Origin of the sequence: Pseudomonas sp. yb_9, assembly GCF_043103635.1 — a bacterium.
Classification (GTDB): Bacteria; Pseudomonadota; Gammaproteobacteria; order Pseudomonadales; family Pseudomonadaceae; genus Aquipseudomonas; species Aquipseudomonas monteilii.
On sequence record NZ_JBICKA010000033.1, the window covers coordinates 23,514 to 43,804 of the forward strand.

The following is a 20,291-nucleotide window of genomic DNA, read 5'->3' on the forward strand; positions in this document are numbered from 1 at the left end:
CTACCTCAGTTTCAGGGTTGCAAGGCCAATCAGCACCAGAATCACGGTGATGATCCAGAAGCGGACGATCACCCGTGGTTCTGGCCAGCCCTTGAGTTCAAAGTGGTGGTGGATCGGCGCCATGCGGAACACGCGCTTGCCGGTCAGCTTGAAGGAGGCGACCTGGATCACCACCGACAAGGTTTCCATGACGAAGATGCCGCCCATGATGAACAGGACGATTTCCTGGCGAACGATCACCGCGATGGTGCCCAGCGCCGCGCCCAGCGCCAGCGCACCGACATCACCCATGAAGACTTGTGCCGGGTAGGTGTTGAACCACAGGAAGCCCAGGCCGGCACCGATCAGCGCGCCACAGAACACGATGAGTTCGCCCGAGCCCGGAACGTAAGGGATCAGCAGGTATTCGGCGAACTTCACGTTACCCGACAGGTAGCAGAAGATGCCCAGGGCGCCGCCGACCATCACCGTTGGCATGATTGCCAGGCCGTCGAGGCCGTCGGTGAGGTTGACCGCGTTGCTGGAGCCGACGATGACGAAGTAGGTCAGCACCACGAAGCCGATGCCCAGCGGGATGGTGACGTCCTTGATGAACGGCAGGATCAACGTGGTCTCGACGCTGGTCGGCGCGGTCTTGTACAGGAACACGGCCGCAGCCAGGCCGAACACCGACTGCCAGAAGTACTTCCAGCGGCTTGGCAGGCCACGCGAGTTCTTTTCGATCACCTTGCGGTAGTCATCGACCCATCCGATGGCACCGAATGCGAGCGTTACGATCAGCACCACCCACACGTAGCGGTTGGACAGATCAGCCCACAGCAGCGTGCTGATCGCGATGGCCGACAGGATCAATGCGCCACCCATGGTCGGGGTGCCGGACTTGGACAGGTGCGATTGCGGGCCGTCATTACGCACGGCCTGGCCGATCTGACGAATTTGCAGGGTACGGATCATCCACGGCCCCAGCCACAGCGCCAGGGACAACGCGGTCAGCACACCAAGAATCCCGCGCAGGGACAGGTACTGGAAGACCGCGAAGCCTTTGTGGAACTGTTGCAGATACTCGGCCAACAGCAGCAGCATTAATGTTTCTCCCCGCTGGCACCGCACAATGCCGCCACGACGTTTTCCATCGCAGCGCTGCGCGAGCCCTTGATCAAGATAGTGGTGTCGCTGGCACTTTCGGCGCTAACGGCGTCGATCAGCTCAGCTTGAGTAGCGAAATGACGGCCATTGGCGCCGAACGCCTTGACCGCATATGTCATGTTGGAACCCACTGCGTACAGGGCATCGACCTTGCCACGCGCGTAGTCACCCACCTGACGGTGGCCTTCTTCCGCCCATTGCCCCAGTTCGCCGATATCTCCAAGCACCAGGACGGTGCGCCCGGAAAAGCCGGCGAGTATATCAATGGCCGCGCACATGGAGGTGGGATTTGCGTTGTAACTGTCGTCGATTACCCGCACACCGTTCGGCGCGATCTGCGCCACGGTGCGGCCCTTGACCGGTTGTACCGCAGCCAGGCCGGCGGCGATGCCGCTAAGGCTCAGACCAACGGCATGGGCGGCAGCCGCAGCGGCCAAGGCGTTGCTGACGTTGTGGGTACCCAGCAGGTTCAGCTGTACCGGCACGCTGCCATCAGGCCCATGCAGGGTGAACGACGGGCAGCCCCGGGCATCACGGCCAATATGACTGGCGTGGAAGTCTGCCTGCGGGTTATCCAGTGCAAAGGTGAAAATGCGGTGGTCGCCGGCACGCTTGCGCCAGATGTCGAACGCCTTGTCAGCCAGGTTGAGGATGGCAGTGCCGCCCTCGCCCAGGCCTTCGAGAATCTCGCCCTTGGCTTCAACGATCTTTTCCGGCCCGCCGAACTCGCCAACGTGGGCGGTACCGGCGTTGTTGATGATGACCACCTGAGGCTTCGTCAGGCCGACGGTGTAGCGGATTTCACCAATGCGCGAGGCGCCCAGTTCGATCACCGCCGCGCTGTGCTCGGGGGCGATCTCCAGCAGGGTCAGCGGCGCGCCCAGGTCGTTGTTCAGGTTGCCACGGGTGGCATGCACCAAGCCACGGGTACGCAGGATGCCGGCAAGCATTTCCTTGACGGTGGTCTTGCCGCTGGAACCGGTAATGGCAACAACAGGCTTGTCGAAGGCGGCGCGGTTCAAGGCGCCGAGCTGGCCGAGCGCTACCCGGCAATCCTTGACCAGCAATTGCGGCAGGTCGACACCGGCCACTTCACGCTCGACCAGGGCAGCGACTGCGCCTTTGGCCTTCACATCGGCCAGGTAGTCGTGACCATCGAAACGCGGACCGGCCAAGGCGACGAACAGCTGCCCGGCGCTGACGCTGCGGCTGTCGATGCTGACACCGGTGAAGGTGGCCTCGCCACCGATTTGTTGATCACTCAGTGCTGTGGTCAGCTGGCTGAGTGACAGCGGCTTAAGCATGTGGAGCCTCCCAGGCTGCAAGTGCCTTCTCGGCTTCAGTCAGGTCGGAGAAGTCATGGCGCTGGCCATTGATCTCCTGGTAATCCTCGTGCCCCTTGCCGGCCAGCACGATCACGTCGCTGGCAGCAGCGGTGGCAATCAGGTGCGCGATGGCTTCACCACGGCCGGCGACGAACTCGACCTCGGCAGGCTTGGCGAAGCCGGGGCGGATGTCGTCGAAAATGCGCAGCGGGTCTTCAGTGCGCGGGTTGTCGTCGGTGACCAGCACGCGGTCGGCCAAGCGCTCGGCCACTTCGGCCATCAGTGGGCGCTTGCCACGGTCGCGGTCTCCACCGCAGCCAAACAGGCACAGCAGCTTGCCGTGGGCGTGCGGGCGCAGGGCTTCAAGCACTTTCTCGAGGGCGTCCGGGGTGTGCGCGTAGTCGACCACCACCAGCGGCTTGTCGCCGCCACCCAGGCGCTGCATGCGGCCTACCGGCCCTTGCAGGTGCGGGGTGACCTTGAGAATTTCGTCCAACGAATAGTCCAGCGCCAGCAGGGTCGCCACGGCAGCCAGCATGTTGCTCAGGTTGAAGCGGCCCAACAGCTGGCTGCGCAGAGCGCGCTCACCCTGGGCGGTGACCAGGGTGGCACGCACACCATCGTCATTGAATACGGCTTCGCGGCAGAACAGCGAAGCGTCCGGGTTTTCCAGGCTGTAGCTAAGCAGCCGGGTCTCGATGTGATCGACACTCGGGCGCCGGGCAAAGTCATCGGCCAGGCGACGCCCAAAGGCGTCATCCAGGTTGACCACCTGGCAACGCAGGCTCGGCCAGGCGAACAGCTTGGCCTTGGCGGCCTCATAGGCCTCCATGCTGCCGTGATAGTCGAGGTGGTCGCGGGAGAGATTGGTCATCACCGCGATGTCGAATTCCAGCGCGGCAACCCGGCCTTGCTCCAGCGCATGGGAGGAAACCTCCATGGCCACAGCCTTGGCGCCACCTTTCTTGAGGTCGTTGAGGGTCGACTGCACCGCGATCGGGTCGGGCGTGGTCAGGCGACCGCTCTGCAGCTCACCGTAGAAGCCGGTCCCTAGGGTGCCAATCAGGCCGCAGCGCTGGCCGAGCAGGTCGAGCGCCTGGGCCACCAACTGGGTAACGCTGGTCTTTCCGTTGGTGCCGGTCACCCCCACCAGGTTCAACTGACGGCTGGGCTCGCCATAGAAACGCCCGGCAATATCCGACAGCTGAGCGATCAGGCCTTTGACCGGAATCAGCGGCACATCGGTCAGCGGCAGCACGTTGGCGCCCTGCTCTTCGTAGGCCACTGCAGCGGCGCCACGGGCCAGCGCATCGGCAATATGCTCGCGACCATCGACCTTGGCGCCCGGCACGGCCAGGAACAGGTCACCCGGGCGCACATTGCGGCTGTCCAGGGTCAGCTCACGAATCAGCGGGTCACGACTGGCGTGGGCGAAAAGTTTGCTCAATGGCATTGTCATCATCCACGCCCTCCCTTGGCGGCTGCTGCGTTGACTTGCGATTGCACGGCGGGTGCCGCTGGCGCGGGTGGCGGCAGGTTATCTGGCGGCACGTTCATCAGACGCAAGGTGCCGGACATGACCTTGCTGAATACCGGCGCAGAAACCAGGCCACCGAAGTAGCCGCCTTTGCCCGGCTCGTCGATGACCACGACGATGGCATAGCGCGGGTCGCTCATCGGACCGAAGCCGGCGAACAGCGAGCGGTAGGCGTTTTCGGTGTAGCCCTTGGAACCCACGGTGGCCTTACGCGCGGTACCGGACTTGCCGGCCACGTGATAGAACGGCACCTGGGCGCGGAACACACCACGCGGCGCTTCGATCACCTGCTGCAGCATGCCCTGAACGGTTTCGGCGGTTTCCTTTGGAATGGCCTGCACAGCGTCCGGCGCCTTGTCGACCTTGAGGATCGACAGCGGCACCATCTTGCCGTCGTTGGCCAGCGCCGCGTAGGCATGCACCAGTTGCAGGGCGGTCACCGACACGCCATAGCCATAGGACAAGGTTGCGGTCTCAGCCTTGCGCCACTCGCGGTGATTAGGCAGGTTACCGACGCGCTCACCCGGGAAACCCAGACCGGTGTACTGGCCCAGGCCGACCTGGGACATGACGCGGTAGATAGCCTCACCGCCAATGTCGAAGGCGATCTTGCTCATGCCGACGTTACTGGAGTTGATCAGGATCCCGGTCAGGTCGAGGATCGGGCCTTCACTGCGCGATACGTCCTTGATGGTGTAGCGGCCGATCTGCAGGCTGCCCGGGTACACCTCGACCTTGTCGGTCGGCTTCCAGCGCCCGCTCTGCAGGGCCGCACTCATGGAGATCGGCTTGACCGTGGAGCCTGGCTCGAACACGTCGATGATCGCCCGGTTACGCATGGCCGCCGGGAACATGCTGCGGCGGTTGTTGGGGTTGTAGGTCGGCTGGTTGACCATGGCCAGGACCTCACCGGTCTTGACGTCCATGATCACCAGGCTGCCGGCCTTGGCGTCCTGTTCGGCAATGGCATTGCGCAGTTCGCGGGTGGCCAGGTACTGCAGGCGCAGGTCTATCGACAACGCCAAGGTCTTTCCGGCCTTGGCGTTCTTGGTTACCTGGATGTCTTTGATCAGCCTGCCGCGCCGGTCCTTGATCACCTGCCGCTTGCCCGGCACGCCGGCCAGCCATTCGTCATAGGCCAGTTCGACACCTTCGCGACCATGGTCGTCGAGGTCAGTGAAGCCGACCATGTGCGCGGTGACATCACCCGCCGGATAGAAGCGACGGAATTCTTCCAGGCCGTACACACCAGGCACTTTCAGGTCGAGCACATGCTGGCCCTGCTCCGGGGTCAGGCCGCGGACCAGGTAGATGAATTCCTTGTTGGCTTGCTGGGTCAGGCGCTCGGTCAGCTGCTGCGGGTTTTGCCCCAGCGCTGCGGCCAACTGCGGCCAGCGCTCTTTGGACGCCTGCATTTCCTTGGGGTTTGCCCACAGGGTGGTAACCGGGGTGCTCACGGCCAGCGGTTCACCGTTGCGGTCGGTAATCAGGCCACGGTGCGCCGGAATAGGGATATGACGCAGGCTGCGCGCGTCGCCCTGCCCCTTGAGGAAGTCACGGTCAACGACCTGCAAATCGATGATGCGCCAGCAAATGGCACCGACCATGATGGCCAGCAAGCCGATCACCACGCGGAAGCGCCACGGGTAGAGTGCGCCTTCGAGCTTCATCATGGCGCCACCATCCGCACTTCGTCAGCCGAAGGTACGCGCATCTTCAATTGCTCGGAAGCCAGACTCTCGATACGGCTGGCAGCAGTCCAGGTGCTCTGTTCAAGAATCAGGCGCCCCCACTCGGCCTGGGCCTTGTCACGCTCGTTCAGCTCGCCGTACAAGGTGTTGAGCAACTGACGGTTCCAGTGCGCGCTGTAGGACACGGCGATAGCCGAAACCAGCACGGCAACGAACAGCAGAAGCATCAGGAAGCTTCCGCCTGGCAAGGGTTTGGCAAACAGCCTGCTCACCGCAGCTTCTCCGCCACGCGCATCACGGCGCTACGCGACCGTGGGTTGGCCTTGAGCTCGGCTTCGGAGGCGAACTGGGCCTTGCCGATGAGCTTGATTTTCGGCTCGAAGGCCTTGTGCTGTACCGGCAGGTTGCGCGGCAGGTTGTCGGCCTCGCCCTTGACCAGCTTGCGCATGAACAGCTTGACGATACGGTCTTCCAGCGAGTGGAAGCTGATCACCGCCAGGCGGCCACCGACTTCGAGGGCATCGAGCGCGGCCTCGAGGCCGGCTTCCAGGTCACCCAATTCGTTGTTGACGTGAATGCGAAGGCCCTGGAAGGCACGGGTAGCCGGGTTCTTGCCTTTTTCCCAGGCTGGGTTGGCCACCTTGAGTACTTCCGCCAGGTCGGCGGTGCGGGTGAAAGGCTCCTTTTCACGGCGCTCGACCACGGCACGCGCCATGCGGCCGGCGAAGCGCTCTTCACCGTATTCCTTGAAGACGCGGGCAATTTCTTCCACCGGCGCGGTGGCGATGAACTCGGCGGCACTGATGCCCTGGGCCGGGTTCATGCGCATGTCCAGCGGGCCGTCATTGAGGAAGCTGAAACCACGCTCAGGGTCATCCAGCTGCGGCGACGACACGCCAAGGTCCAGCAACACGCCGCTGACCTTGCCGTGCAGGCCGCGCTCGGCCACTTCCGCGCCCAGCTCGGCAAAGCTGCGCTGCACAATGACAAAGCGGCCGTCTTCGGCCGCCAGCGCTTGCCCTGTGGCAATCGCCTGTGGATCTTTATCGAAGCCCAGCAGCCGCCCTTGCGGCCCGAGCTTGCTGAGAATCAGCCGGCTGTGTCCGCCACGGCCAAAGGTGCCGTCCAGATAGCAACCGTCGGCGCGCAGGGCCAATGCCTCGACAGCTTCGTCGAGCAGGACGGTAATGTGGTTGAAGCCGCTATCTATGGTCACAGGATCAGGTCACGCAATTCGTCGGGCATGGCGCCCGGTTGTTGAATAGCTGCAAGGTCGGCTGCCGAAACCGCGTTCCAGGCATCTTCATCCCACAGCTGGAATTTGTTCAGCTGCCCCACCAGCATCGCCTTCTTGTCGAGCTTGGCGTACTCACGCAGGCGGGGCGGTACCAGGAAACGCCCACTGCCATCGAGCTCCAGGTCAACCGCATTGCCGATCAGCAAACGCTGCAGGCGACGGTTTTCCTCACGCAACGATGGCAAGGCACGCAACTTGGCTTCTATCTGTTCCCACTCATCGAGGGGATAAACACACAAGCAGGGGTCCACGGCGTCGATGGTCACGATCAGCTGACCATTGCAACGCGAATCGAGCTCGTCACGGTACCGGCTCGGCATGGCGAGACGGCCCTTGGCATCGAGGCTGACGGCGTTGGCTCCGCGGAACACGGCTGCGATTCCCCACAATGTTAGCTTTTTTGTGCCAGAAAACCCACTTCATCCCACTTTCTGCCACTTGCGCACACTATAGGAATCCGCCCGCAGCACCGTCAAGGCACGTTCATAAGGAAAAGCCTTACAGGACCGAGATTTAGCGCGTTAAGAGAAGGTGGAAGCACTACCAAGTAGAAAAAAAGACGAGAAAAATCAAACCCACGCAAGCGAATGGAGTTCGAAGTTAAAGTGATTTATCAAGAGTAAGATTTTTTCGGTATTACCAGAGAGGATCTGCTATCGAATGAAGCAGAGAAGGAAAGGTGGAGAGTCGATCTGTAAGCCGGGTTTTGTCGAGGACAGTCATTCCTCTACGACGGCCATCACTGGACGCCTCTAGCAACCTACCCGGTTCCGACGCGGGCCACGCCTGATGGAACCCTATTTGGTCTTGCTCCGAGTGGGGTTTACCTAGCCACGCACTGTTGCCAGCCGTGCGGTGCGCTCTTACCGCACCTTTTCACCCTTACCGGCACCGAAGTGCTTAGGCGGTTATTTTCTGTGGCACTTTCCGTAGGCTCACGCCTCCCAGGCGTTACCTGGCACTCTGCCCTATGGAGCCCGGACTTTCCTCCCCCTGCTGCTCACACGACAAAAAGTTGCGGAACAAAAACAGGCAGCGACTGTCCGATCGACTCTCCGCCGACAAGGTTACCGGCACGCGCGCTTGAGAACAAGCAATACCGGCATCTATATCAATTTGCCACTATTCGGCTTTCTGCTTTTCAAGGGCAAGTTGATACAACAGGTTCTTGCGCACCCCGGTAATTTCAGCCGCAAGTGCAGCCGCCCGCTTCAGCGGCAACTCGGCTAACAACAGGTCGAGCACCCGCTGGGCCTCGGCACTGATGGCCTGCTCGCCCTCCGGCGCACTCCAGCCACCCACCAGTACCACGCACTCACCGCGCTGCTGGTTGCTGTCGCCGGCCACAAAGGCACGCAATTCAGCCAGCGGCAGGCCCTTGAGGGTCTCGAACGTCTTGGTCAGTTCGCGCGCTAGCAAGGCCGGGCGGTCGCCACCAAAAACCGCCTCCATGTCTTCAAGGCACTCCAGGATTCGGTGCGGGGCTTCATAGAAGATCAGCGTGCGCGGCTCTTCCTTTACCTGCTCCAGGCGTGCCCGGCGCCCGGCCTGCTTGGCTGGCAGGAAACCTTCGAAGATGAAGCGATCCGACGGCAAGCCGGCCGCCGACAGCGCAGCGATCAGCGCACAGGCACCTGGCACCGGCACCACATTCACCCCAGCGGCCCGCGCCTGGCGCACCAAGTGGTAGCCCGGGTCGGAAATCAGCGGCGTGCCGGCATCAGAGACCAATGCCACGCTCTCGCCAGCCAGCAGCTTGGTGAGGAAACGCCCGCCTTCGTCACGCTCGTTGTGCTCATGACAGGCAGCCAGCGGCGTGTCGATGCCAAAGTGCTGCAGCAACCGGACCGAATGGCGGGTGTCCTCGGCGGCGATCAGCGCCACGTCCGCCAGCACCTTCAACGCCCGGGCGCTCATGTCATCGAGGTTGCCGATAGGGGTTGCCACCACATACAGCGTCCCCACCGTGGATTTCGAAGCCCCTGCCACATCAGTCACTGCGCACACCTGTCATTCGGATCAAAGGCGCCATTGTAGCCCGAGCGCCTGCAACAGGGCGCAAAGAACTTCACCAGCGACCGGCGGCAAGCCACCTATAGTGAAGGATCTATACGGCGACATCGCGCCCCGGCCAGTGCTTGGGTACAATTGCCGGCCAACTTGATCGAGTAACAGGACCTTTACATGATCGCTTGCCTGCGGCTGCTCACAGCCCTCTGCCTCGCTGCCCTGCTGGCGGCCTGCGCCAGCTCGCCCTCATCCAGCCTGGGCGAACTGCCACGCACCCCGGATGCCAGCATCGAGCAACTGCTCGAAAAGGCTGCTTCCAGCAAGTCTGCGCAAGACGCCGCCCTGCTGCGCCTGAGCGCAGCCGACCTGGCCTACAAGCAGAAGGACTTCCCACGCGCCGCACGCATTCTCGAGCAAGTCCCGCTGGACACGCTCAAGCCGGCCCAGCAAGTGTTCGCCAGCACCCTCGCTGCCGAACTGGCCATGAGCCGCAACCAACCCAAGGCCGCCCTGAATGCACTGGCTCACCCTAGCCTGCAGCGCGTCGCCGAGCTTCCGGCAGAGCAGCAAGCACGCACCTACAGCGTACACGCCGCCGCCCTCGAAGCCGACGGCCAGGCCCTGGCTGCTGCGCAACAGCGTGTACTGCTGGCCCCGCTGCTCAGCGGCCAGGCCGCCAGCGCCAACAACGATGCCATCTGGGCACTGGTCGCCTCGCTGCCGGCAGAGCAACTGCAGCAGCCAGCCAACGACCAGACGCTGAGCGGCTGGACCAGCCTGGCCTTCGCCGTGAAAAGCGCCGGCACCCTGGAGCAGCAGCAAGCGGCTATCGAAGCCTGGGTCAAACAGCACCCGGACCACCCGGCAGCCCTGCAACTGCCGCAGGCACTGACCAAGCTCAAGGAACTGGCCAGCCAGCCGCTGACCAAAATTGCCCTGCTGCTACCGCAGGAAGGCCCGCTGGCCGGTGTTGCCCGCGCGTTGCGTGACGGCTTCATGGCCGCCCACTTCCAGGCCCAGCAGGCCGGCCAGCCAGCGCCTGCAGTGCAGGTGTTCGACAGCTCGCGTATCGGTTCGCTCGATGATTTCTATCGCCAGGCCCAGGCCGCTGGCGTGCAACTGGTCATCGGTCCGCTGGAAAAACCGCTGGTGAAGCAACTGGCCGCCAAACCTCAGCTGCCCATTACCACCCTGGCGCTGAACTACGCCGACGCCGGTCAGAAGGCGCCGCCGCAGCTGTTCCAGTTCGGCCTGGCTGCCGAAGACGAGGCCCGCGAAGTTGCCCGCCGCGCACGCGCAGACGGCATGGTTCGCGCCGTCGCCCTGGTGCCGAGCGGCGAATGGGGCGACCGCGTACTGGCCGCCTTCCGCCAGGACTGGGAGGGTAATGGCGGCACCCTGCTCGCCGCCGAGCGCATCGCCCAACCCGTCGCCCTGGCCCAGCAAATTGCCGACCTGTTCCAGCTGCGCCAGAGCGAAGGCCGCGCCAAGAGCCTGCAAAGCACGGTAGGCGGTAACATCGCAGCGCAACCGTCGCGCCGTCAGGACATCGACTTCATCTTCCTCGCCTCGACCCCACAGCAGGCACAGCAGATCAAGCCGACCCTGAACTTCCAGTATGCCGGTGACGTGCCTGTCTACGCGACCTCGAACCTGTACAGCGCCAGCGGCGACGTCAACCAGTACAATGACATGAACGGCATTCGCTTCTGCGAAACGCCGTGGTTGCTCGACTCCAGCAACAGCCTGCGCCAGCAAGTCGTGCAACAGTGGCCGCAAGCCGCTGGCAGCCTGGGCCGCCTGTATGCCATGGGCGTCGATGCCTACAGCCTGGCGCCGCGCCTGGGCCAGCTGAAAGCACTGCCAGACAACCGCGTCATGGGCCTTTCGGGCAGCCTGAGCATCAACGCCAACCAACGCGTCGAGCGCCAGTTGCCATGGGCAGAATTTGCCGGCGGCCAGATCAAGCGCCTGCCTGACACCGCGCGTTGATGGCCGCAGCATCACCAACCCGCGCCGGGCAAGCGGCAGAAAACCAGGCCCTTGAGTACCTTCAGGGGCAAGGTCTGCAGCTGCTGGCGCGCAACTGGCGATGCAAAGGCGGTGAGCTTGATCTGGTCATGCTTGACGCCGATACAGTAGTATTCGTCGAAGTCCGCTACCGGTTGCACGCGGGCTTCGGAGGCGCCCTCGACAGTATCGACGGGCGCAAGCAGAAACGGCTGGTGCTTGCCGCCACCCTGTTCCTGCAGAAGGAGCCCCATTGGGGCAACCACCCCTGCCGCTTCGACGTAGTCGCCCTGCAGGGCAGCCACCATGCAGGCAGACCGCTTCAATGGCTGAAAAACGCCTTCGAATGCTGAACCCACTTCGTTTTTTTTGCTCTATGTATCGCGGGCCGGTCGTTGTTGCGCGTAGCAAAGGCCACCGCCCTACTTAAGGTCACCAGATGGACATGCAATCCCGAATCCGCCGGCTGTTTCAGGCCAGCATCGATACCAAGCAACAGGCAATGGACATCCTGGCACCGCACATCGAGCAGGCCAGCCTGGTCATGGTCAATGCGCTGCTCAACGAGGGCAAGATGCTCGCCTGCGGCAACGGCGGATCGGCTGGCGATGCCCAGCATTTTTCCTCCGAGCTGCTCAACCGCTTCGAACGTGAACGCCCGAGCCTGCCTGCCATCGCGCTGACCACCGACAGCTCGACCCTGACCTCGATCGCCAACGATTACAGCTACAACGAAGTCTTTTCCAAGCAGATCCGCGCCCTGGGCCAACCCGGCGACGTTCTGCTGGCGATTTCCACCAGCGGCAACTCGGCCAACGTGATCCAGGCGATCCAGGCCGCACATGACCGCGAAATGATTGTCGTAGCATTGACTGGCCGCGACGGCGGCGGCATGGCTTCGCTGCTGCTGCCCGAGGACGTGGAAATCCGCGTACCTTCCACCGTTACCGCGCGTATCCAGGAAGTCCACCTGCTGGCGATCCACTGCCTGTGCGACCTGATCGACAGCCAACTGTTCGGGAGTGAAGAATGACCCCAATGCGCCTCGGCCTGATGGCCCTGACCCTGTGCCTGAGCGTCACCGGTTGCAGCTCGGTACTTACCTCTACACGCAATTCGCCGATCGAGGACGATCGCGGCACGCGCACCATCGGCAGCAAGATCGACGACTCGCTGATCGAGACCAAGGCCGCCGTGAACATTTCCAAAGCCAGCCCTGACCTGGACAAAGGCTCGCACATCGTTGTCAGCAGCTACAACGGCATCGTCCTGCTGGCCGGGCAAACCCCGCGCGCCGACCTCAAGAGCCTTGCCGAGCAAACCGCCGGCCAGGTGCAGCGGGTCAAGAAAGTGCACAACGAACTGCAGGTGATGCAGCCCTCCTCCATCCTGGCACGCAACAACGACGCCTGGCTGACCACCAAGATCAAGACCCAGATGCTGACTGACAATGCCGTGCCCAGCTCGCGCATCAAGGTGATTACCGAAAACGGTATCGTCTACTTGCTCGGCCTGGTAACCCAGCAGGAGGCCAACTCGGCCACTGCCGTGGTACAGGGCGTGTCGGGCGTGCAGAAGATCGTCAAGCTGTTCGAATACATCGACTGATTCGGCTGGAGAATTTCGGCGCCTGCGAGATCGAGCGCCGCCCGCGCGGCGCATCGCGAGCTGCGCTCGCTCCTACGCTTGTTTCGGGCCAGTAACGCCTGTGACAGGCGCGCGCGAACGCCTGGCTTGTACGACACAATATCGCGCCATGCGCCAAGGCGTTCACGCGCAAATCCCCCAGGAATAATTGGCCCGAAACAGACGTAGGAGCGAGCGCAGCTCGCGATGCGCCGCGCGGGCGGCGCTCGATCTCACAGGCGCTGAAAGTGGTGTGGCAGGCACAAAAAAGGCGATCCGGTTGGATCGCCTTTTTTGTTACTTGACCACTTTCAGGCTCGGTCGGCCACTTGGGCGTGGCGGCTGCCCACCACCCTCTGGCGGCCCGTCGTCATCCGGCTGCACGTCATCGTCTTCCGGCTCGTCGCCATCCATTGGCGACTCCAGCTCGAAGACCATGCCCTGGCCATTTTCGCGGGCATAGATGCCTAGAATGGCGCCAACGGGTACGAACAGCGAGTGGGCCACTCCACTGAAACGACCCTCGAAGCTGACCGCTTCATTGTCCATGTGCAGGTGGCGCACAGCGCTTGGGGAGATATTCAGGACAATCTGGCCATCACTGGCGAAACCATCCGGCACCTGAACTTTCGGGAATTCGGCATTGACCAGCATATGGGGCGTGCAATCGTTGTCGACGATCCACTCGTACAGTGCTCGAACCAGATAGGGGCGACTGGAGTTCATCAACGGCTCCTTAAAGCTTGCGCATTTCACGTTCTACGGAGGACAGGCTCGCCTGGAAAGGCTCGCGGGCGAACTGACGTTCCATGTAATCCAGCAGCGGCTTGGCTTGCCGCGGCAACTCGATACCCAACACCGGCAAACGCCAGAGTATGGGCAGTAGACAGCAATCGACCAGGCTTTGCTCATCGCTCATGAAACAGGCGAATTCATTGAACAGCGGCGAAACGCCGGTCAGGCTTTCGCGCAAGGCCTTGCGCGCTTCGGTTCTGGCAGCCTCGCTGCTGCGTGAATCGAGCACGGTATCGGCCAGGGCACACCAGTCGCGCTGAATGCGGTGCATCAGCAAACGGCTGTTGCCACGCGCAACCGGGTATACCGGCATCAGCGGCGGGTGCGGGTAACGCTCCTCCAGGTATTCCATCACCACGGTCGACTCATACAACGCCAGGTCACGGTCGACCAGGGTCGGCACACTGCCGTAAGGGTTCACCTCGGCCAGCTTGGGCGGCAGGCGGGCGGGGTCGACATCGATGACCTGTACGGCAACGCCCTTCTCGGCCAACACCAGGCGTACCCGATGACAATAGTGATCAGCGGGATCGGAATAGCAGGCTAACCTGTTGGTTGCGCCCATGTAGCGGCTCCTCGCACGGGATGCTTGTGCAACTTTAAATGAAAACGCGCCCGGGGCGCCCCCGGCATTTCTGCTGGGGCGCCCCGGGCGCGTTCAACAACCAGAAACTACTGCGTGATCAGTGCACGTCCTTCCAGTATTCACGCTTGAGCAAGTAGGCGAATACGAAGAAGAAAGCCAGGTACAGCAACACATAGGTACCGATGCGCTGGCTTTCCAGTTTGACCGGGTTGGCCGAATAGGCCAGGAAGGTCACCAGGTTCTTGACCTTCTCGTCGAACTGCTCGGTCGTCAGGGTACCGGATTTCGGCGTAATGGTCAGCTGGTCGCAGGCTTCATGGGTGATCGGGCTACCGGTCAATGGGTCGAACTGCTTCTTGCCATCGGTCACGGTCTGCACCTGCTTGCAACCGACCACCTGATTGCCTTGCAGGCCGACCAGCACGTTGGGCATGCCGACGTTCGGGAACACCTTGTTGTTCACCCCGTAAGGCCGCGACGGGTCCTCATAGAAGCTACGCAGGTAGGTGTACAGCCAGTCGGTACCGCGCACCCGAGCCACCAGCGTCAGGTCTGGCGGCGCGGCGCCAAACCAGGTCTTGGCGTCACTGGGCTTCATGCCAATCTGCATGTGGTCGCCAATCTTGGCACCGGTGAACACCAGCTTCTCCAGCATCAGTTCGTGAGGGATGCCGAGGTCATCGGCCACACGCTCGTAACGCTGGAACTTGGCACTGTGGCAACCCATGCAATAGTTGGCAAAGGTGCGCGCACCATCCTGCATGGCGGCCTTGTCGGTCAGGTCGATATCGACCTTGTCCAGCTCCAGGCCGTGTTCAGCAGCGAAGGAAAAGGCAGGCATCACTGCCAGCAAAAATACTGCAATCAACTTTTTCATCAGCCAGTCACCCTTTCCGGAACCGGTTTGGTCTTCTCGAGCCTTGTGTAGAACGGCATCAGCAGGAAGTAGGCGAAGTACAACACCGTGCATACCTGCGACAGCAAGGTGCGCCCAGGTGTCGGCGCCAGTACGCCCAGCACGCCGAGAATGACGAAGGCCACGCAGAACACCAGCAGGAAGACCTTGCTGATCCAGCCCTTGTAACGCATGGAACGCACCGGGCTTCGGTCGAGCCAGGGCAGTACGAACAGCACGGCGATGGCCGCACCCATGGCGATGACGCCCATCAGCTTGTCAGGCACCGCACGCAAAATGGCGTAGAACGGTGTGAAGTACCACACAGGCGCAATGTGCTCAGGCGTCTTGAAGGCGTTGGCCTGCTCGAAGTTCGGTTTCTCCAGGAAGTAGCCACCCATTTCAGGGAAGAAGAACACCACCGCGCAGAACACGAACAGGAACACCACCACGCCGACGATGTCCTTGACGGTGTAGTACGGGTGGAACGGAATGCCGTCCAGCGGAATGCCGTTTTCGTCCTTTTTCTTCTTGATGTCGACGCCATCGGGGTTGTTCGAACCCACTTCGTGCAGGGCAAGGATGTGCAGCACCACCAGGCCGAGGATGACGATGGGCAGTGCGACCACATGCAAGGCGAAGAAGCGGTTCAGGGTGATACCCGAGATCAGGTAGTCGCCGCGGATCCACTGAGTGAGGTCGTCGCCAATCACCGGAATGGCGCCAAACAGCGAGATGATCACCTGGGCCCCCCAGTACGACATCTGCCCCCACGGCAGCAGATAGCCCATGAAGGCTTCAGCCATCAGCGCCAGGTAGATCAGCATGCCGAACAGCCAGACCAGTTCGCGCGGCTTCTGGTAGGAGCCGTACAGCAGGCCACGGAACATGTGCAGGTAGACCACGATAAAGAACGCCGACGCACCGGTGGAGTGCAAATAGCGCAGGATCCAGCCGTATTCCACGTCACGCATGATGTACTCGACCGAGGCGAATGCCTCTTCCGCCGAGGGCGTAAAGCTCATGGTCAGCCATACGCCGGTGACGATCTGGTTGACCAGCACCAGCAGCGCCAGGGAGCCGAAGAAGTACAGGAAGTTGAAGTTCTTGGGCGCGTAATACTTGCTAAGGTGGTCTTCCCACATCTTGGTGGCGGGGAAGCGAGCATCAATCCAGTCCATGAACTTGCTCATCATGCGTTCTCCTGGTCGACGCCGATGACGATGATCTCGTCCGACTCGTAAGAGTGCGGTGGCACTGGCAGGTTGAGAGGTGCCGGCTGCGACTTGTAGACGCGACCAGCGAGGTCGTAGTGGGAGCCGTGGCACGGGCAGAAGTAGCCACCCACCCACTTTGGACCGAGATCGGCAGGCGCCACTTCCGGGCGGAAGGTGGGCGAACACCCCAGGTGCGTGCACAGGCCGACGAGAATGAGGATTTCCGGCTTGATCGAGCGAACCTCAGGGTCGACGTAGGCCGGCTGCACCGAGGCCTTGGACTCTGGATCAGACAGGTCGCCGGTGATTTTTTTCAGGTTACCGAGGATTTCCTCCGTTCGCCGCACAATGAACACCGGCTGGCCACGCCACTCGGCCACCATCTGCTGCCCGGCCTCGACCTTGGCGATATTGACCTTCACCGGTGCACCCGCGGCTTTCGCCTTGGCACTGGGAAACCATGACCCCACGAACGGTACCGCAGCCCCCACTGCTCCCGCTGCCCCGACCACGGATGTCGCGGCTACGAGGAAGCGGCGCCGGCCTGCGTTGACGCCGTCATTGCTCATTCAGTCCTCTCCCATCAGCTTGCTTGGCCTGTTGAACCAGGCTTGTACTTAGGTTGTGTCAATGGCACTAAAAATTGGCCGCCATGGTAAGAAACAAATCCACACACTGACAAGGTGATTACCCCGGCAAGGGGCGACAACCCGCGCTTTGCTTGATCTGCGTCTATGCGACAAGTGGCCACTGACATGCTGACAGGTTAGTTCAAGCCAAAAAAAAAGCCCGGTTCCAAGGAACCGGGCTTTTCTCGACTGCCGAAGCGGTATTAACGCTTGGAGTACTGAGGACGCTTACGCGCTTTACGCAGACCCACTTTCTTACGCTCGACTTCACGAGCATCGCGGGTGACGTAGCCAGCACGACGCAGAGCGCCACGCAGGGTTTCGTCGTATTCCATCAGGGCGCGGGTGATACCGTGACGGATCGCACCGGCCTGACCGCTGACACCACCACCGGAAACGGTGACGTAGATGTCGAACTTCTCAACGGTTTCGGTCAGCTCGAGTGGCTGGCGAACAACCATGCGAGCGGTTTCGCGACCGAAGAACACGTCCAGAGAACGGTTGTTGATGGAAATGTTACCAGTACCCGGACGCAGGAATACGCGAGCGGTTGCGGTCTTGCGACGGCCAGTGCCGTAGTTTTGAGTCGCCGACATAATGAACCTTCCCGTTAGATCTTCAGTTCTTGAGGCTGCTGAGCAGTGTGTGGGTGAGCAGCACCCGCGTACACTTTCAGCTTGCGGTACATGTCGCGACCCAGCGGATTCTTAGGCAGCATGCCTTTGACCGCGGTTTCGATAACACGCTCAGGGGCCTTGGCGATCAACTTCTCGAAGTTGATTTCCTTGATACCGCCCGGGAAGCCGGAGTGGGAGTAGTACATTTTGTCGGAAGACTTGGCACCAGTCACACGAACCTGCTCGGCGTTGATAACGACGATGTAGTCACCGGTGTCAACGTGAGGGGTGTATTCTGGTTTGTGTTTGCCACGCAGACGGGTAGCGATTTCGGTAGCCAGACGACCCAGGGTCTGGCCAGCGGCGTCAACTACGAACCACTCGCGCTTTACTGTTTCCGGTTTAGCAGTAAAAGTTTTCATTCTCTAAAGCCTCAGAGGCCGCCCAGCGAAAAATAGACGGCGAATCTTACTGGATAGTGCACAGCTTGCCAAGGGCAAACGCGCAGCCGAACGCTGACGCTTTTGGGGGCTCGGGTCGGGCACGCCAATGTTCGACGGGGTTCTTCCTGCGTGGTGGTGCATCACTTCCGCCACACGGAGAGGGGCCGAATTATCCAGATTGCGCGAAAAATTTCAACCTGCTTTGATGGGCTTCTTTGCCAAGGAGTGTCTACCTGATGGAATACCGCCAGCTCGGCCGTACCGACCTCAACGTCAGCGCCCTGTGCCTGGGCACCATGACCTGGGGCGAACAGAACGTTCAGGCCGAAGCCTTCGAACAGATCGCCCGGGCCAAGGCCGCCGGGATCAACTTCATCGACACCGCCGAGATGTACCCGGTACCGCCCCGCCCCGAAACCTACGCGGCCACCGAGCGCATCATCGGCAACTGGTTCCGTGAACATGGCGACCGTGACCACTGGGTACTGGCCAGCAAGGTCGCAGGCCCCGGCAACGGCATCAGCCACATTCGCGACGGCCAGCTCAAACACAACCGTCAGCACATCGTCGCGGCACTGGACGAGAGCCTGAAGCGCCTGCAGACCGACCGCATCGACTTGTACCAGTTGCACTGGCCGGAGCGCAGCACCAACTTCTTCGGCAAGCTGGGCTACCAGCACCTGCCACAGGACCACTTCACCCCGCTGGAAGAAACCCTCGAAGTACTCGACGAACAGGTGCGTGCGGGCAAGATCCGTCACGTCGGCCTGTCCAACGAAACGCCGTGGGGCACCATGAAGTTTCTGCAACTGGCCGAGAGCCGTGGCTGGCCGCGGGCGGTATCGATCCAGAACCCCTACAACCTGCTCAACCGCAGTTTCGAGGTAGGCCTGGCGGAAGTGGCCATCCGTGAGCAGTGCGGCCTGCTGGCCTACTCGCCGCTGGCCTTCGGCATGCTCTCGGGCAAGTACGAGAACGGTGCACGGCCGGAAAATGCCCGACTGACCCTCTTCAGCCGCTTTGCCCGCTACTCCAACCCGCAGACCGTGGCGGCCTGCAGCCGCTACGTGCAACTGGCCCGCGAGCATGGCCTGGACCCGGCGCAGATGGCCCTGGCATTCGTGACCCGGCAGCCTTTCGTGACTAGCAACATCATTGGCGCGACCAGCCTCGAGCAACTGGAGAGCAACCTGGCCAGCATTGAGCTGAGCCTGAGCGACGAGCTGCTGGTAGGGATCGAGGCGATTCACCAGGAGCAGCCCAACCCTGCCCCTTGATCAAAGCCACAAGCGGCAAGCTTCAAGTTGCAAGACAGAGCGGGCGAGTACCGACCTGCTTTTTTCTTGCAGCTTGTAGCTCGAAGCTTGCAGCTGGGCAAAAAACATAAGACGATCCAGCCGGTGATTGACCACTCTACCCTATAAGAACAATGACAATGATGTTTACCCAACCCTCCGCGTCGCTGCGGCGCGTCAGCATCCTGGCCATTGACAAGGTGTTCGCTTCGACCTTGATGCAAGCCAAGGATTTCTTCCACCTCGCCAGCCTGCGCTACAGCAAGCAGCTGGGCCTGGGCCTGCAGCCCATGTTCGAAATCCGCCTGGTGAGCCCCGACGGCCAGCCTGTGGACAGTTTCAGCAATGTGCAGTTACCGGTCGACGGTGGCCTGGACGATGCCGATGTGATCATCCTCCCGGCCTATTGGGACGACTTCGACAACCTGCTGCAGCGCTACCCACAGGTGCTACCGTGGCTGCGTGACCAGCATGCGCGCGGCGCGGTGCTGTGCGCCGAGGCCAGTGGCGTGTTCTGGCTGGCCGAGTCCGGCCTGCTCGATGGCAAGGAGGCGACGACCTACTGGCGCTTCTTCAACAGCTTTGCCGAGCGCTTTCCGAAGATCCGGCTGAACCAGGACAAGCACCTGACCGACGCCGACAATATCTATTGCGCGGGCGGCGCTACCTCGGCCTGCGACCTGTACATCTACCTGATCGAACGCTTCTGCGGCGCCAACGTGGCCCGCGCCGTGGCCCGCGACATCCTCTACGAAGTCCAGCGCAACTACACCCCGGGGCGTATGGGCTTTGGCGGGCAGAAGCTGCACCAGGACCTGATCATCCTGCAGATCCAGCACTGGCTGGAAGAGCACTTCGCCGACAAGTTCCGCTTCGAGGATGTGGCCCGCAACCACGGCATGAGCATCCGCAACTTCATGCGCCGCTTCCAGGGCGCGACGGGCGACAAGCCGCTGCACTACCTGCAACGGCTACGGATCGAAACAGCCAAGGGGTTGCTGTCGAGTACGCGCAAGAGCATCAAGACCATCAGCTATGAGGTCGGTTATGACGATGCCAGTTTCTTTGCGCGGCTGTTCCGTCAGCACACCGAGTTGTCGCCGAACCAGTATCGGCAACAGTTCATGCAGGAAGCCTGAAAGGCTTCCTGAGCGGCAAGCTACAAGCTTCAA

21 protein-coding genes and 1 other RNA gene are annotated in these 20,291 nt (G+C 61.8%); 6 read left to right on the forward strand and 16 right to left on the reverse strand.

The genetic code is table 11. From position 1 onward, the window contains the following. The 9 genes from mraY to rsmI all read right to left on the reverse strand — a co-directional run bounded on the left by mraY (position 1) and on the right by rsmI (position 8,994). Positions 1-1,083, reverse strand: a complete 1,083-nt coding sequence (gene mraY, locus ACF8MI_RS08885) for a phospho-N-acetylmuramoyl-pentapeptide-transferase (RefSeq protein ID WP_016713560.1) — start codon at positions 1,081-1,083, stop codon at positions 1-3. Continuing rightward, complete coding sequence (gene murF, locus ACF8MI_RS08890) at positions 1,083-2,450, reverse strand: UDP-N-acetylmuramoyl-tripeptide--D-alanyl-D-alanine ligase (RefSeq protein ID WP_200929116.1); 1,368 nt, start codon at positions 2,448-2,450, stop codon at positions 1,083-1,085. Before murF ends, mraY begins: the two co-directional genes overlap by 1 nt. Beyond that, the gene (locus ACF8MI_RS08895; RefSeq protein ID WP_177337114.1) at positions 2,443-3,933 is read right to left on the reverse strand and encodes a UDP-N-acetylmuramoyl-L-alanyl-D-glutamate--2,6-diaminopimelate ligase; all 1,491 of its coding nucleotides are present in this window, start codon (positions 3,931-3,933) and stop codon (positions 2,443-2,445) included. Before ACF8MI_RS08895 ends, murF begins: the two co-directional genes overlap by 8 nt. Next, on the reverse strand, positions 3,930-5,678 hold the full coding sequence (locus ACF8MI_RS08900) for a penicillin-binding protein 2 (RefSeq protein ID WP_164525225.1): 1,749 nt from the start codon (positions 5,676-5,678) through the stop codon (positions 3,930-3,932). Before ACF8MI_RS08900 ends, ACF8MI_RS08895 begins: the two co-directional genes overlap by 4 nt. Continuing rightward, positions 5,678-5,971 (reverse strand): cell division protein FtsL, encoded by a 294-nt coding sequence (gene ftsL / locus ACF8MI_RS08905; protein ID WP_056801817.1) that lies wholly within the window; start codon positions 5,969-5,971, stop codon positions 5,678-5,680. Before ftsL ends, ACF8MI_RS08900 begins: the two co-directional genes overlap by 1 nt. Next, positions 5,968-6,915, reverse strand: coding sequence for a 16S rRNA (cytosine(1402)-N(4))-methyltransferase RsmH (gene rsmH, locus ACF8MI_RS08910; protein WP_019097348.1), 948 nt, complete (start codon positions 6,913-6,915; stop codon positions 5,968-5,970). The genes ftsL and rsmH overlap by 4 nt, the downstream gene beginning before the upstream one ends. Next, positions 6,912-7,367 carry a division/cell wall cluster transcriptional repressor MraZ gene (gene mraZ, locus ACF8MI_RS08915; protein WP_004575120.1) on the reverse strand — a complete coding sequence of 152 codons (456 nt, stop codon included), beginning with the start codon at positions 7,365-7,367 and terminating at the stop codon, positions 6,912-6,914. The genes rsmH and mraZ overlap by 4 nt, the downstream gene beginning before the upstream one ends. A 308-nt stretch (positions 7,368-7,675) precedes the next feature. Beyond that, an RNA gene (rnpB, locus tag ACF8MI_RS08920) (RNase P RNA component class A) lies at positions 7,676-8,051 on the reverse strand. A 67-nt stretch (positions 8,052-8,118) separates the two neighbouring features. Further along, positions 8,119-8,994 (reverse strand): 16S rRNA (cytidine(1402)-2'-O)-methyltransferase, encoded by an 876-nt coding sequence (gene rsmI / locus ACF8MI_RS08925; RefSeq protein WP_060499792.1) that lies wholly within the window; start codon positions 8,992-8,994, stop codon positions 8,119-8,121. 186 nt (positions 8,995-9,180) lie between these two features. Between rsmI and ACF8MI_RS08930 the strand changes: the two genes are divergently transcribed. The 4 genes from ACF8MI_RS08930 (at position 9,181) to ACF8MI_RS08945 (ending at position 12,624) form a co-directional block, all read left to right on the forward strand. Next, entirely contained in the window at positions 9,181-10,998 is a 1,818-nt protein-coding gene (locus tag ACF8MI_RS08930) for a penicillin-binding protein activator (RefSeq protein ID WP_200929115.1), read from the forward strand. Continuing rightward, positions 10,998-11,369 carry a YraN family protein gene (locus ACF8MI_RS08935; RefSeq protein WP_019098045.1) on the forward strand — a complete coding sequence of 124 codons (372 nt, stop codon included), beginning with the start codon at positions 10,998-11,000 and terminating at the stop codon, positions 11,367-11,369. Before ACF8MI_RS08930 ends, ACF8MI_RS08935 begins: the two co-directional genes overlap by 1 nt. 86 nt (positions 11,370-11,455) lie before the next feature. Further along, complete coding sequence (locus ACF8MI_RS08940) at positions 11,456-12,049, forward strand: phosphoheptose isomerase (protein ID WP_012274070.1); 594 nt, start codon at positions 11,456-11,458, stop codon at positions 12,047-12,049. Next, on the forward strand, positions 12,046-12,624 hold the full coding sequence (locus tag ACF8MI_RS08945; protein WP_016713549.1) for a BON domain-containing protein: 579 nt from the start codon (positions 12,046-12,048) through the stop codon (positions 12,622-12,624). Before ACF8MI_RS08940 ends, ACF8MI_RS08945 begins: the two co-directional genes overlap by 4 nt. 315 nt (positions 12,625-12,939) lie before the next feature. Here the strand turns inward: ACF8MI_RS08945 and ACF8MI_RS08950 are convergent, their stop codons facing one another. The 7 genes from ACF8MI_RS08950 to rplM all read right to left on the reverse strand — a co-directional run bounded on the left by ACF8MI_RS08950 (position 12,940) and on the right by rplM (position 17,803). Further along, positions 12,940-13,368: a ClpXP protease specificity-enhancing factor gene (locus ACF8MI_RS08950; RefSeq protein ID WP_082426418.1), complete on the reverse strand. Its 429-nt coding sequence runs from the start codon at positions 13,366-13,368 to the stop codon at positions 12,940-12,942. A 10-nt stretch (positions 13,369-13,378) separates the two neighbouring features. After that, positions 13,379-14,002: a glutathione S-transferase N-terminal domain-containing protein gene (locus ACF8MI_RS08955; RefSeq protein ID WP_186723106.1), complete on the reverse strand. Its 624-nt coding sequence runs from the start codon at positions 14,000-14,002 to the stop codon at positions 13,379-13,381. Positions 14,003-14,120: 118 nt separating this feature from the next. Beyond that, positions 14,121-14,900, reverse strand: coding sequence for a cytochrome c1 (locus ACF8MI_RS08960; RefSeq protein WP_060499788.1), 780 nt, complete (start codon positions 14,898-14,900; stop codon positions 14,121-14,123). Further along, on the reverse strand, positions 14,900-16,111 hold the full coding sequence (locus ACF8MI_RS08965) for a cytochrome bc complex cytochrome b subunit (protein WP_003251825.1): 1,212 nt from the start codon (positions 16,109-16,111) through the stop codon (positions 14,900-14,902). Before ACF8MI_RS08965 ends, ACF8MI_RS08960 begins: the two co-directional genes overlap by 1 nt. After that, the gene (petA, locus tag ACF8MI_RS08970; protein ID WP_003251823.1) at positions 16,111-16,704 is read right to left on the reverse strand and encodes a ubiquinol-cytochrome c reductase iron-sulfur subunit; all 594 of its coding nucleotides are present in this window, start codon (positions 16,702-16,704) and stop codon (positions 16,111-16,113) included. The genes ACF8MI_RS08965 and petA overlap by 1 nt, the downstream gene beginning before the upstream one ends. Positions 16,705-16,967: 263 nt before the next feature. Then, positions 16,968-17,360 (reverse strand): 30S ribosomal protein S9, encoded by a 393-nt coding sequence (rpsI, locus tag ACF8MI_RS08975; RefSeq protein WP_003260797.1) that lies wholly within the window; start codon positions 17,358-17,360, stop codon positions 16,968-16,970. Positions 17,361-17,374: 14 nt separating this feature from the next. After that, positions 17,375-17,803, reverse strand: coding sequence for a 50S ribosomal protein L13 (rplM, locus tag ACF8MI_RS08980; RefSeq protein ID WP_003251819.1), 429 nt, complete (start codon positions 17,801-17,803; stop codon positions 17,375-17,377). A 257-nt stretch (positions 17,804-18,060) separates the two neighbouring features. Between rplM and ACF8MI_RS08985 the strand changes: the two genes are divergently transcribed. After that, complete coding sequence (locus tag ACF8MI_RS08985; protein ID WP_200929114.1) at positions 18,061-19,101, forward strand: NADP(H)-dependent aldo-keto reductase; 1,041 nt, start codon at positions 18,061-18,063, stop codon at positions 19,099-19,101. A 236-nt stretch (positions 19,102-19,337) separates the two neighbouring features. Beyond that, complete coding sequence (locus tag ACF8MI_RS08990) at positions 19,338-20,258, forward strand: GlxA family transcriptional regulator (protein ID WP_174442268.1); 921 nt, start codon at positions 19,338-19,340, stop codon at positions 20,256-20,258. Positions 20,259-20,291: the final 33 nt, after the last annotated feature.

Coding starts and splice junctions, on each gene's coding strand:
- ACF8MI_RS08940 (WP_012274070.1), top strand. CDS start 11,456: ATGGACATGCAATCCCGAATCCGCCGGCTGTTTCAGGCCAGCATCGAT.
- rplM (WP_003251819.1), bottom strand. CDS start 17,803: ATGAAAACTTTTACTGCTAAACCGGAAACAGTAAAGCGCGAGTGGTTC.
- ACF8MI_RS08960 (WP_060499788.1), bottom strand. CDS start 14,900: ATGAAAAAGTTGATTGCAGTATTTTTGCTGGCAGTGATGCCTGCCTTT.
- ACF8MI_RS08935 (WP_019098045.1), top strand. CDS start 10,998: ATGGCCGCAGCATCACCAACCCGCGCCGGGCAAGCGGCAGAAAACCAG.
- murF (WP_200929116.1), bottom strand. CDS start 2,450: ATGCTTAAGCCGCTGTCACTCAGCCAGCTGACCACAGCACTGAGTGAT.
- ACF8MI_RS08950 (WP_082426418.1), bottom strand. CDS start 13,368: ATGAACTCCAGTCGCCCCTATCTGGTTCGAGCACTGTACGAGTGGATC.
- ACF8MI_RS08895 (WP_177337114.1), bottom strand. CDS start 3,933: ATGATGACAATGCCATTGAGCAAACTTTTCGCCCACGCCAGTCGTGAC.
- ACF8MI_RS08965 (WP_003251825.1), bottom strand. CDS start 16,111: ATGAGCAAGTTCATGGACTGGATTGATGCTCGCTTCCCCGCCACCAAG.
- mraY (WP_016713560.1), bottom strand. CDS start 1,083: ATGCTGCTGCTGTTGGCCGAGTATCTGCAACAGTTCCACAAAGGCTTC.
- ACF8MI_RS08955 (WP_186723106.1), bottom strand. CDS start 14,002: ATGGGCGCAACCAACAGGTTAGCCTGCTATTCCGATCCCGCTGATCAC.
- ACF8MI_RS08930 (WP_200929115.1), top strand. CDS start 9,181: ATGATCGCTTGCCTGCGGCTGCTCACAGCCCTCTGCCTCGCTGCCCTG.
- ACF8MI_RS08985 (WP_200929114.1), top strand. CDS start 18,061: ATGGAATACCGCCAGCTCGGCCGTACCGACCTCAACGTCAGCGCCCTG.
- ACF8MI_RS08990 (WP_174442268.1), top strand. CDS start 19,338: ATGCAAGCCAAGGATTTCTTCCACCTCGCCAGCCTGCGCTACAGCAAG.
- petA (WP_003251823.1), bottom strand. CDS start 16,704: ATGAGCAATGACGGCGTCAACGCAGGCCGGCGCCGCTTCCTCGTAGCC.
- ACF8MI_RS08900 (WP_164525225.1), bottom strand. CDS start 5,678: ATGAAGCTCGAAGGCGCACTCTACCCGTGGCGCTTCCGCGTGGTGATC.
- rpsI (WP_003260797.1), bottom strand. CDS start 17,360: ATGTCGGCGACTCAAAACTACGGCACTGGCCGTCGCAAGACCGCAACC.
- ACF8MI_RS08945 (WP_016713549.1), top strand. CDS start 12,046: ATGACCCCAATGCGCCTCGGCCTGATGGCCCTGACCCTGTGCCTGAGC.